11 protein-coding genes are annotated in these 12077 nt (G+C 60.1%); 4 read left to right on the forward strand and 7 right to left on the reverse strand.

Features of this window, described 5'->3' with window-relative positions:
* From TRM7615_RS09885 to pssA, 4 genes are all read left to right on the forward strand, one after another.
* Positions 1 to 771 carry an enoyl-CoA hydratase-related protein gene (locus tag TRM7615_RS09885; protein ID WP_108786958.1) on the forward strand — a complete coding sequence of 257 codons (771 nt, stop codon included), beginning with the start codon at positions 1 to 3 and terminating at the stop codon, positions 769 to 771.
* Positions 772 to 873: 102 nt separating this feature from the next.
* Positions 874 to 2295, forward strand: coding sequence for a cryptochrome/photolyase family protein (locus tag TRM7615_RS09890; protein WP_108786961.1), 1422 nt, complete (start codon positions 874 to 876; stop codon positions 2293 to 2295).
* A gap of 103 nt (positions 2296 to 2398) precedes the next feature.
* Positions 2399 to 3109, forward strand: a complete 711-nt coding sequence (locus TRM7615_RS09895; RefSeq protein WP_306417726.1) for a phosphatidylserine decarboxylase — start codon at positions 2399 to 2401, stop codon at positions 3107 to 3109.
* Entirely contained in the window at positions 3106 to 3837 is a 732-nt protein-coding gene (gene pssA / locus TRM7615_RS09900) for a CDP-diacylglycerol--serine O-phosphatidyltransferase (protein ID WP_108786966.1), read from the forward strand. The genes TRM7615_RS09895 and pssA overlap by 4 nt, the downstream gene beginning before the upstream one ends.
* A gap of 238 nt (positions 3838 to 4075) precedes the next feature.
* Here the strand turns inward: pssA and TRM7615_RS09905 are convergent, their stop codons facing one another.
* The 7 genes from TRM7615_RS09905 to TRM7615_RS09940 form a co-directional block, all read right to left on the reverse strand.
* Positions 4076 to 4645: a PqiC family protein gene (locus TRM7615_RS09905; protein WP_108786968.1), complete on the reverse strand. Its 570-nt coding sequence runs from the start codon at positions 4643 to 4645 to the stop codon at positions 4076 to 4078.
* A gap of 2 nt (positions 4646 to 4647) precedes the next feature.
* On the reverse strand, positions 4648 to 7062 hold the full coding sequence (locus tag TRM7615_RS09910) for an MlaD family protein (RefSeq protein WP_108786970.1): 2415 nt from the start codon (positions 7060 to 7062) through the stop codon (positions 4648 to 4650).
* Positions 7059 to 7670, reverse strand: a complete 612-nt coding sequence (locus tag TRM7615_RS09915) for a paraquat-inducible protein A (RefSeq protein WP_108786971.1) — start codon at positions 7668 to 7670, stop codon at positions 7059 to 7061. Before TRM7615_RS09915 ends, TRM7615_RS09910 begins: the two co-directional genes overlap by 4 nt.
* On the reverse strand, positions 7667 to 8323 hold the full coding sequence (locus TRM7615_RS09920; protein WP_108786973.1) for a paraquat-inducible protein A: 657 nt from the start codon (positions 8321 to 8323) through the stop codon (positions 7667 to 7669). The genes TRM7615_RS09915 and TRM7615_RS09920 overlap by 4 nt, the downstream gene beginning before the upstream one ends.
* Positions 8324 to 8878: 555 nt before the next feature.
* Complete coding sequence (locus TRM7615_RS09930) at positions 8879 to 10468, reverse strand: tripartite tricarboxylate transporter permease (RefSeq protein WP_108786975.1); 1590 nt, start codon at positions 10466 to 10468, stop codon at positions 8879 to 8881.
* Positions 10469 to 11032: a hypothetical protein gene (locus tag TRM7615_RS09935; RefSeq protein ID WP_108786977.1), complete on the reverse strand. Its 564-nt coding sequence runs from the start codon at positions 11030 to 11032 to the stop codon at positions 10469 to 10471.
* A gap of 70 nt (positions 11033 to 11102) precedes the next feature.
* Positions 11103 to 12053, reverse strand: coding sequence for a Bug family tripartite tricarboxylate transporter substrate binding protein (locus TRM7615_RS09940; protein WP_108786979.1), 951 nt, complete (start codon positions 12051 to 12053; stop codon positions 11103 to 11105).
* Positions 12054 to 12077 lie beyond the last annotated feature (24 nt).

A 12077-nucleotide genomic window follows, 5' to 3' on the forward strand; every position in this document is an offset into this window, starting at 1 on the left:
ATGTTTGAGACAATCGAAACCGAAACACAGGGCCGGGTTGCAACGATCCGCTTCAACCGGCCCGACCAGTTAAATGCGCTGAACACCCAAGTGATGGAGGAGGTGTTGGAGGCCGCCACCAGCTTTGACGCGGACCCTGGCATAGGCTGCCTGATCCTGGCGGGCAAGGGGCGCGCCTTTGCCGCCGGAGCCGACATTGGCGAGTTGGCAGTGCAGGACTACACCAGCATGCAGGCCAGCGATTTCTTTGCCGGGTGGGATCGCTTTGCCGCGCTTCGCCTGCCCAAGGTCGCCGCCATCGGGGGCTATGCCCTGGGGGGCGGGTGCGAGGTTGCGATGATGTGTGACATCCTGATCGCCTCGGAAAAGGCCAGGTTCGGCCAGCCCGAGATCAAGATCGGCTGCATTCCCGGCATCGGCGGCACCCAACGCCTGACCCGTCTGATCGGGCGGGCGCGGGCGATGGACATGATCCTGACCGGACGGATGATCGACGCGGACGAAGCCTTGGACATAGGGTTGGTCAGCCGTGTGGTGTCCGCGGATGACTTGATGCAAGTGGCGGGCGAGGTGGCCGAAACCATCGCGGGTTACCCGCGCGATATTGCTCTGATGGCGCGGGCCTGTGTGAACATGGCCGAGCAATCCACGTTGGAAACTGGCGTGCGTTACGAGCGGCAGATGTACCATGCTCTATACGGCCTGCCGTCACAGCGCGAAGGCATGGCCGCATTCCTGGAAAAACGCGATCCGGTGTTCAACGCCGAGTAACCTCGAGCCAGCGCCAGTTCCGACTTGGGGCTGGCGTTTTCTCGGCACTACTCTATCTGGTTCCAAACGGCCCCAAACCGGTCAAATGAGGAACTCCAGATCATGCAGGCAAGCGACGCACCCCCCATCCTTTTGTGGTTTCGCCGGGATTTTCGCCTGTCTGATCACCCCGCCCTGGCCGAGGCCGCGCGGCAGGGGCGCCCCGTCATTCCGGTCTGCATCTTGGACGAGGTGGTTGAAGGTTACGGTGCGGCGCCAAAATGGCGGTGGGGCGAGGCGGTCGCGCAGTTTTCAAAATCGTTGGAGGCAATAGGCTCCCGGCTGATCCTGCGTCGAGGGCGGGCGCTGGACGTGCTGCAAAAGTTGGCGAAAGAAACCGGGGCAAGCGATGTCTGGTGGACCCGCGCCTATGATCCGGAGGCCATTGCGCGTGACACCGACGTCAAATCGACATTGCGGCAGTCCGGTATTGATGCCCGCAGCTTTTCTGGGCATGTCCTGTTCGAGCCCTGGACAGTGACCACAAAGGCGGGGGGCTTTTTCAAGGTTTACTCGCCCATGTGGCGGGCTGTTCGAGGCTTGGACATACCTCTGCCTGATCCCGCGCCACGCGGCCTGATGCCGCCTGCTGACTGGCCCACCAGCGATGACCAGCAAGATTGGGCGCTTGAGGCTGCGATGAACCGAGGTGCCGGGGTTTTGGCCCAATTCGCCTGTATCGGAGAGGAGAGCGCACATGACCGGCTGACCACATTCCTAGAGGCCCGCGTGGATGACTACGCCAAGAACCGGGATTTCCCCGCGATTGATGCGACCTCGCGCCTGTCGGAAAACCTGGCTTGGGGAGAGATCGGCCCCCGCACGATCTGGCATGCCGGGCAACGCGTCCTGCAAGAGGGGCGACCGGGGGCTGAAAAATTCCTGAAAGAGGTGGTCTGGCGCGAATTTGCCTATCACCTGATTTTTCACACACCTCATATCACCGCAAAAAATTGGCGACCTGAATGGGACAGTTTCCCGTGGTCCGAGACAGAGGATGGTGATGTTCTGCGTTGGAAACAGGGGCGTACGGGTATCCCGCTGGTCGATGCTGCCATGCGCGAGCTTTATGTCACCGGAACCATGCACAACCGGGGTCGTATGATCGTTGGATCCTATCTGACGAAGCACATGATGACCCATTGGCGGATCGGGTTGAACTGGTTCGAGGATTGTCTGATCGACTGGGACCCGGCCGCAAATGCCATGGGCTGGCAATGGGTGGCAGGATCCGGTCCCGATGCCGCGCCATACTTCAGGGTGTTCAACCCTGTCACCCAGGCCGACAAATTCGATGCAGGCCGCACGTACATCAACGACTACGTTGGGGAATTGTCCCCCAGCCCGTCAGACAGAGCACTTGCGTTCTATCAGGCGTGCCCTCGATCCTGGGCTCTGACACCAGATGATCCGTATCCTGCCCCTGTCGTGAACCTGGCCGTGGGTCGAGCGCGTGCGCTTGAGGCCTATGCGGCTCGTGAATGAGCCTGTAAGGGCGAACAACGTGAGGGTATTGTCAAAAAACCGTCATCTTCCTGTTGCCATTGGCACGATTTGTCTTGATGACAGAGACGACTGACACCTCAAAATTGGCAAAGGTTCCTCGATGAACATGCTCAAGATCGTGGCGGTGCCCATGCACCCCGAAGGCCGCAAATTCGTGGCAACATTTGCTGCTATCAGCGTTGCAGCGGGATTGCTCTTTGCGCCGCTCTTTTGGATCGGCCTCGGCTTGACGGTCTGGTGTTACTATTTCTTCCGCGACCCTGTGCGCTCGGTTCCGGTGGATGACAGGTTGCTTGTGTCTCCGGCCGATGGGGTTGTGTCCCTGATCACCGAGACCGTGGCCCCGCCCGAGCTGGAAATGGGGGATGAACCCCGCGTGCGCGTATCGGTCTTTATGAACGTGTTCAATTGCCACGTGAACCGTGCGCCGTTTTCGGGCACCGTAAGCAAGATCGTCTATCACCACGGCAAGTTCGTGAATGCCTCGCTGGACAAGGCCAGCGAGCACAACGAGCGCAACGTGTTGGCCATTCGCCGTGACGATGGCACCGATATTGCCGTGGTTCAGATTGCTGGGTTGGTCGCGCGACGCATTGTGTGCTTCGTGAAAGAGGACGAGCGTGTTACCACAGGTGGACGGTTCGGTCTGATCCGCTTTGGCAGCCGACTGGACATCTACCTGCCGCCCGGAGTACAACCTCTGGTCACCTTGGGGCAGACAACAACCGCGGGCGAGACCATTCTGGCCGAGCTGGGCGGAGAGCAGACGAGACGATCGGGAAATATGGTATGAATGCACGCTCACCCTGGCCGCAAGGCGGTCCGTTCAAGCGCAACATCCCCAATGCATTGACGATCTTGTCGCTGTGTTCGGGGCTGACGTCGCTGCGGATGACGCTGACCGACCGGGTGGAGCCTGCGATCTATTTTATCCTGATCGCAATTGTGCTGGATGGTCTGGATGGCCGGGCAGCACGGCATTTGAACGCCGAAAGCCATTTCGGGGCCGAGCTGGATTCGCTGGCTGATTTCCTGTGTTTCGGCATCGCGCCGGGGATGCTGGTCTACACTTTCATGTTTCATGGCACCGACATGAGCGGCCTCGGTTGGGTGGCCTGTATGCTGCTTGTTGTGTGCTGTATGCTGCGTTTGGCGCGGTTCAACGTGTCGGGAGCTGAGCTTGCAGACTCTGGACAGCCAGTGTTTACCGGTGTTCCAGCGCCCGCGATTGCTTTTCTTGCACTGATGCCGATCTACTTGCTGCAATGCGGTTTCACCGCGACCCAGTTCTTTCACTACATCTTTGTGTTCTACCTTGCGGGTGTCAGCTATCTGGCGGTAAGCCGGATCCCGACCTTTTCACCCAAGATGGTCTCGATTCAGACCGCCGGTTCCCGCGTGATCGCGGTGTTGGGCCTGGTGGCGTTGCTCTTGATGATGTCGGTGACTTGGTATGCCTTTGTTCTGTTGGCGGCCGTCTATCTGTTGTCGATCCCATTCTTGGCGCGGCACTTTCGATAAGCTGTCTTCGATGTAAACCTGTTTGCGTATTCGGGGAAAAGGGGGCGCTCCCGCACCCGAGCGATCCTGACTGCGTCAGCACCGCTAACGGCCTTGGGCCGGGCGCCTCGCTACGCTCGGCGGTAGCGTCTGGACGCGACCGCGCCGAGCCAAAGGCGAGGCGCCCGGCCCAACGGGAGGAAGGCATCTTTGATGCCTGATCGACGGGCGGGAGTGCCCCGTCCAACAAGGCGCCGCGTCAGCGGCCTGTTGCGATCCGTTTGGCGATGTCGTTGACCAGCTGTTTCATCGCGTTGCTCTGCGCCGAGGCCACCGAGGACACGCTGTCGTCGGCCATCGGTACCGAATAGGCAAAGCGATAGGCTTTCTCCAAGTGGCCATGTGCAGGTGACGTCAGGAAATACTGCCCGGTGAACCGAAGGTCCTGGCCGGGTATCCCGGACAGCTTGCCCACCTTCACCGTCACTTGCACATCAGGGGGCGTCTCGAATGGCCAGGGCTCGGCTGCCACGTTTGACGACAACGCTTGATCCAGGCCAGTCGCCAGCAACTCGGTCAAGGCGCGGTCCGGTTCATCGGCCCAGAACCCGCTTTTGGTCGGGCGCAGCACGCCGTCTTCGCCCTGCAATGAAATCTCGGTGTCTTCGGCATAGGCAGGCAGGTCCAGCGTGCTGACCTCGACCGTGCGCACACCTGTGCGATAGGTGTTCACGCCGGTGATCTCGGGCAGCAGGTAGCGTTCGACCGGGCCGCTGCATCCCGCCAAAACAAGCGTCGCAACAAAAAGGGGGCGGATCAGGCGGTTCATGTTCAACGTCCTACCAGTAGAGAGTTCGGTTTGCGGCGGATGGCTTGCACCAGCGAGTTCAGAGAATTGACCGTTTTCCTCAGATCGGCAATGGCGGCCTGCACCTCGCGGTTGACAGGGGAATTGGGGCCATAGGCGCCAATCGTGGCCTCTGCCGTGTTTGCCAATTGCTCCAGCTGATCGGCCAACTTGGGCAGGTCCTTGACCGCCGCGGAAATGTTGTCGGCCGCCGTGCTGGCCGACTGCAGCGTCCGGTTCAGATTCTCGGCCGCGCCGCCTTCGCGCAATTCGTTCAACGTCGCCTGCGCCGCATCCAAGGCCCCGGCCAATGCCCCTGGCACCTTGTCCATGTCTTCGTTGTTGAGCAGATCGTCCGCTGACTGAAGCACCTTATCAGTCGAGGTCACAAGGCTGTCCAGGGGCAGGTCGTTCGCCTTGTTCACCAACCCGTCGATATCATCAACCAGCTTTGGCAAGCCGTCACTTGCGGTCGAGACATTGGCGGCTGCGGTTTTGACATCCTCAAGGGCGGATACGACATTGGCCACCGCATCAGACTCGTCGATGTCGGTCAGGATGCTGTCGACCCGTGTGACCGTTCCGCGCAAGTCCTCCAGTGTCAGCTTTGCCTGATCCAATGCACCGGACAAGGCACCGGGGATCTTGTCCATATCTTCGTTGCTGATGAAATGATCGGCGGACTTCAAGACATCGTCAGCGGATGTGACCAGATCATTCAGCGGCAATCCATTGGCCTTGTCTACGAATTGATCAATATCCGTAAGCAGTTCGGGCAGCGTTTCTGACGCGGTCGAGATATTGGCAACGGCTGTGCGCAGATCCTTGAGCGCACCGACCATGTTGTCGACGCCCTGAGCCTCGTCAAAGCGTTTTAGAATATCGCGCACCGAGGCGACAGTGCTGCTCAACTCATCCGGCAGCGTTTGGATGCCTTCGGATGCGGCCACCGTGTTCACGTTCTCCAACAGTGCACGAACGTCCGCAGGGATCGCCTTTGTGTTCTCGTCAGACAGAATTTCATTCACGTCGCCCACCAGGTGTATGATGCGATCCATCAACTCTTCGATGGGCAGTTGCGCCACCCGGTCCAGTACACCCTCGGCTGCAACCGACAATGTGTCGGGCGGGGTGGGGATCGAGGGCAGGATCGGGTTGGGTGTGGCGTCGATATCCAGTGTCGCCGTTGTCGCATCGGGGTCTTCGAACAATTCGATATGCAGCCCCCCCGAGAGGAAGGAATTCGGCATCAGCCGCGCCCGCAAGCCCGACGCATCGACCATTGCGGCGATGAGGCTGAGCGTCTCTTCCGAATCCTGGATATCGTCCAGTCCCAACCGGTTGGGCTGCACCGTGTAGGAAGCCAGAATGCGGATTTCGGGCGCGCCTTCGTCGTTGATTTCGGTGAGGGCCGACAAGTTCGTCACGAGGCCGACCTTGAGGCCGCGAAACAGCACCTCGGACCCTTCGGACAACCCTTTGAGCGATCCCTCGAAAGACGATGACAGCGTCACCGTCGAGCGCAAATTATCGTCCAGGCGGCTGTCTTCGGCCAACGCCTTAGTGGCATAAAGGTCGAACACCGCTTTTTGTTTGATAGGCTGTCCCCCCGATCGGGTTGTGTCAAATTCCACCCCGCCTTGCAGAACGGACGCCAGACTGCCGACGTTCAGTTGCAAGCCCTTGTCGTTCAACTCGACATTGATGCCGGATGCGTTCCAGAACCGCGTGCCTGTGTTGATCAGCCGATCATGCGGTGCGTTGATAAATAAGGTGATGCGTACACTATCCGAGGACTCGTCGTATTCGACTGCCTCGACCGTGCCCATGGTGACCCCTTTGTGCAGAACTGGCGCCCCGACCGAGACAGAGCCGGTCTTGGGGCTGCTCAGGATCACCTCGGTCCCCTTGGCACCGGGTTGGATGACGGGTGCTTGTTTCAGGGCCACAAAACTGCGGGCCTTTTCACCCTGTGTCGCGTCCCAATCCACGTTGATATAGGCTCCGGACAACAAGGTGCTCAGGCCAGTGACGCCTGAGGCCGTGACTTTGGCCGTGACCAACCAAAACCGAGAGTCGGCATCCAAGTAGCGTTCCATGTTTCGGTGAATGTCGGCCTCGACAATGACGTTCTGCAGATCATCGGAAAACCGCATGTCGGCGACGGTGCCCACCACCAGGTTGCGGAATTTGATCTGGGTCTTGCCGGGTTCGATCCCATCCGCCTCGGCAAACTGAATTTCGACCTCGACGTCCCGCTCGTTGTAGGCGTTAAATGCCAACCCCAAGGCGCCAATCATCGCCGCAATCGGTACTGTCCAGACCAGAGATATCCCCCCGAACAGGCGGGATTTGCGTTGGTGCATCTCGGGTTCCGGGATTTCAGTTTGTTCGGTCATTCAACGGTGTCCTTGGCGGGCGCATCCCAGATTAGTTTGGAATCGATGCGCAACGCGGCAATCATGGTGAAAATCACCGACAGTGCAAAGCAGATCGCACCGGTGCCCGGCAGGATCGAGATGACGGCGCCCAGTTTGACCAACCCGGCCAGAAGGGCCACCACGAAAACATCGATCATCGACCAGCGGCCAATGAATTCGACAAACTCATACAGCAGCAGCCGGGTCTTGTTGTCGAGTTGCCAGCGGAACTGAATGCTCAGAAGCAGGATGCCGATGACAAAGATCTTGCTGAAAGGGATCAAGAGGCTGGCGATCAGGATCACGATGGCCACGAAATAGTCGCCGGTCTGAAAGAAGATGGCGATGCCTTCGGCGATGGTGTGACCCTCGTTGTGGCCCAGAACCAGGTTCGACAAGAGCGGCAGCATGTTGGCGGGGATCAGGAACAGCGCCCCGGTGATCAGCCAGGCCCAGGTCTGTTGCAGCGAATTGGGCAGGCGACTGTGCAGCGTCGCGGAACAGGTGCGGCAATGGGTCTGATCCCCCTCGTGCACGGTGCCGCAGGTGTGGCACCCGATCCATCCCATGTCGATGGCGCGGGTCATGAAGGCGACTTTCGGATCAGGGACCAGACGGTCCAACGACAGACGGCCGCGTTCTTGAGTGCAACGACAACGACCAACCCGCAAAACAGCCAAAAGGCGGTGCCAAAGCCGATGGTCGCCAGTCCCATCATCTTGATCAGGGCCACGACGGTGCCGACGATGAAGATCTCGGTCATGGCCCAGGGATTGAGCTTTTCGGCAAAGAGAAAGATCTGCTGCGCAGCCGGCGGGGGCGGGCGTCCCTGATGCAGGGGCCACATCACATAAATCAGCGCGATCATGCGCACGATGGGCAGGGCCAGAACAAAGGCCGCGACCATCACGGCCAGGATGTTGTACCAGCCATGCGACAGGTCAAAGATGATTTCGAGCATCGACACCTCGCCCGTAAGGCCCGCCTGAGAAATGGTCAGGAACGGGAAGCAAAGCATGGTGACCATCAGGATCGAGGCGGTGATCGACAGGGCGACCGTCCGTGTCAGCGTGTCGGGTTTGGGATCCATCAGCTTGAAATGGCACCGCGTGCAGCGCGCGATGTGACCGGCACGAACCGGAACCGCCTTGTGCAGCGTGTCACAGGCCGGGCAGGCAATCAGGGCATCGGGGTTGTGGTCGAACAGCGCCTGGTAGGTGTTTTTGTCATGATCTGTCATGTCGCGCCGGAAGAACCCTTAGAATAACACCTGCCAAAGCCGAGACCGACCCTATTGAGAGATAAACGGTTGGGAAGACGGAGTCATCCACTTTGGACCGGTGGGCCAATCTGCGCGGCCTTTGGCCTTGCGTCCTGCGGACGGCAGGGGGGCCAGGCTCAGGCGGGCAAAGCCCGCCTGAGCCTGGCCCAACGGGAGGAGGCGTCCCGCCAGGGACGTTGACGACGGGCGGGAGTGTTTGGAGATTGCGTGGTCCAGGGGGTATCAGGCGCCTACGTTGGCCGACCGGCAGGCGCCTGCAGCGCGCCCTAAGTCGGCGCCAGTACGGTGAATACCCTGCTTTGTACACCGCCGGTCTTTGCACCCACGGCTCACGCGGCATGAATCGGGGCGTGCCGCCTACGATCTTGGCCTAGCCTACCAGATCGCCCAGCCTGGCGATATTATCGGCCCGTTCCGCCAAGGGGATGCCCCATCCGCTCACCATCGTCAGACCCGAACGCTGGGGTTGGACTGCGCGGTCGGAAATGGGGATCTGGTCGCAGGCAAGCTATGTCATGCGGCGTGCTTCTTCTTACCTGCAGAAAACAGGATGATCCCGATTGAGGCTGCGATGAAACCGATGGAAATGGGCGAGCTGAACAGGAACCAGGCATCTCCGCCCGTAGCGGCGAACGCCTGGCGCGCGCTCTCTTCCAGTTTGCCGCCCAGGATAAAGGCGATCACAAAGGGCAGGGGCGATATCGCCAGCAGGCGCATCACATAACCCAGTGCGCCAAAGCCAAGCGCGAACCAGATCGCCTCGATCCGAGTTTCCTGAACATAGATTGCAGTCAAGGTCAGCAACAGGACAGTGGGCAGCAGGATATGCTTTGGAATGCGCACCATAACGCCCATCGAGCGCATGAAGAGGCCGCCGATGGTCCAGTTCAGGGCATTGGCGATGAACATCGCGGTGAACAGGCCAAAAGCGATCACCAACTCGGGGTTCACCACGTCCTGGGTAAAGCGGAACACCGACGGACCGGGGTTGAAGCCGCCAATGCTTTCCGCTGCAAGGATCAGGAACACCGCCGCCGCGTTGCCGGGAATGCCCAGGCTCAGAACCGGGATTAGGTTGGCACCAGAGACCGAGGAATTTGCAGCCTCGGTCGCGGCAATTCCCTCGGACGCGCCCTCGCCAAAGTCAGGGACGTTGGCAGACTTGGTCCGGGCGTGGCGTGCGCGGCCGACCGTGTAACCCAAGGTCGCGGCCAGGGTTGATCCGATGCCGGGCAGGGCGCCGATTGCGGTTCCGATCAGGGCCGAACGTCCGACAAAGGGCAGCAGCCGGCAAATTTCCGCGCGGGTCAGCCGCTGATTGCCTTCGTCAGTGAATTGCGGTGGCGTGCCGCTCTTGCGTTGCTGGTGCCACAGATCGGTCATTTCCTTGAAAACCGCGCCGATGATCAGAACGCCCAGGACAGAGGTGGCAATTGGAAAGCCTTGGCTCAGGTGATCGCTGCCCATCGACATGCGCGGATAGAAATCTTCTCCCGTGCCGATGTAAACCGCCAACAGGCCAAGCCCCGTGGACAGCACCCCCTTGGCAGGCGAGCCGCCGATGACGGCGCCGATGAAGCTGAGCGAGAGGATCAGCAGGGCGGTCTTTTCCGGGAAATCCAGATAGGCTTCGACCAGAAGGGCCAGAAACGGCGCGCAGATGATCAGCACGATATCCGAGAACGTATCGCCCGACGCTGACGAGAAATGCGCCACGCGCAACGCCTTGCGGGCCTGGCCCTTTTGCGTCATCGGATAGCCGTCGAGCGTGGTCATGTAGGCATCTGGCGTGCCGGGGGTGTTGAACAGGATGGCAGGAACCGCCCCGCCAATCGTGGCGCCTTTCATCACGCCGATCAGAAAACCCATCACGGGCAACAAGGCGTCGGGCGTGTAGCCGAAGATCGAAATCAGGATGGGCAGTGCGATCGCCATGGCAATCGGCCCTGCCAGCCCGGGCGTGGCACCAACTGCAATCCCGGTCAGAAAGCCAATGAGGATCATCACCAGGGTGACGGAGACTGGCAAGCCAAAGATGGAAAACAGTTCCGGCCCTTGAAAGACGGCCAGAATACCCAACCAGATGTAGTCAAGTGTTCCCATTTACACGTCTCCGTTCGGCGGAAGCAAAAGATCGTCGAACGGCAGATCGTAAATCGCCGCCATGACGCTGACCGAGACAAAGGCGATCAGCAGCGTCCTGGCGCGTACACGTCCCTCGACCAATGAGACCAGCAGTGTGATCATCATCGTACCGCCCAGCAGAAAACCGATGTATTTCCATGGGGCGGTGTCCCGCAGCAGGCGATACTCGGCCTCGCCGCCGCTCAAAAGGTTCCAAATGCTGATCGTTGCCGGGCCCGAATAGCGCATGACCAGAACCGAAAGGATGACGGAGGCAACCAGCGCCAGGCCGAACAGTACATCCTGGGACGAGACCCTGGGTTGGTCGTCGGCGTTACGTTCGAACAGCACCAGCATGAGCCCGCCAATGGCCAGGAAACTGGCAGCGATGGTTGGAGCAAGCGCGTCACCGATGGTGACTTGTCTGCGCACTTTTTCGATCAGGCCGGTTTGGGTGTCGAGCGGGATCCAGACGAAGATGACCAATATGGCAAATGCAAGGGTCACACCGCCCAGGATCAGGTTGCCGTTGGAATGGCGCATGGCTGTCCCCTGACGTCAGGTGAAAAAGGCGGGACTGCCAAAGGGCAAGTCCCGCGAGTTTAGGGGAGAGTTATTCCGAGGCCGCGTCCAGAAGCGCGCCCGCGTTGGCATAGTCGCTTGCCATCAGTTGGGTCAGGTCGTCGCCCATGATGGTTGCTGCGCCGCCAAAGGCCTTCTTGATCAGACCTCCCGCTTTCGAGCTTTCGTCGTTGGCCACGGCTGCGATGGCTTCGGACAGGGACTTGCGCGCGTCATCGGGCATGCCAGCAGGTCCAACAAAGACGAAATACCCATCCGAATTGAAGTCGACACCCAGGTCGGCCATGGTCGGCGCCTCTGGGGTTTGCACCAGCGGCTGTGACAGGCCCGAGGCCAAGTTGACCAGATCACCTGCAGCCACGCCTTTGGCCTGGATGCCAGCCATGAAGCCCACATCCAGATCACCAGCGGTCACGCCGTTCATGACGGCCTTGCCGCCCTTGACTTGAACAATGTTGAATTCGACGCCCTGCGCCTTGCCCAACAGGTATGCCAGATCGGCCAATTTGGGGCTCATGACGCCAAAGCGAATGTCCTGTCCACCCTTGGCCGCTGCGATCATGTCGTCAAAGCTGGCCCAGCCTTTGCCCGACGGGGCCACGATGCCCATCTGAAAACCCGCAGTGGTGGTCAGGCCGGTGAAATCCTCAGGCGACATGCCTGCATTGGCGGCGGCCATGTTGTAGCCAAAGGTCTCTGTCACGGCCAGGCCGATGGCGGTGCCGTCGTTGGGCTGGCCCTTCAGCGTGTTGGCCATGTTCAACCCGCCCTTGCCGGTGACCTGCTCAGGGATGAACTTCCACCCCATTTTTTCTTCAAGCGCTTCGGCGATCAGGCGGGCCTGTGTGTCAGCGCCACCGCCTGCGCGGAAGGCGATCATCAGCTTGATGGGCCCGGGGGGCGTCCAGTCGGCGGCCATGCCCACGGTTGCAGTGACGGTCAGGCCAATTGCGGCAATTGCGGCTTTCAGTGTGCGTTTCATGTGTTCCTCCCTGAACGCGCTGTT

This window comes from Falsiruegeria mediterranea M17 (genome assembly GCF_900302455.1).
GTDB classification, from domain to species: Bacteria; Pseudomonadota; Alphaproteobacteria; order Rhodobacterales; family Rhodobacteraceae; genus Falsiruegeria; species Falsiruegeria mediterranea.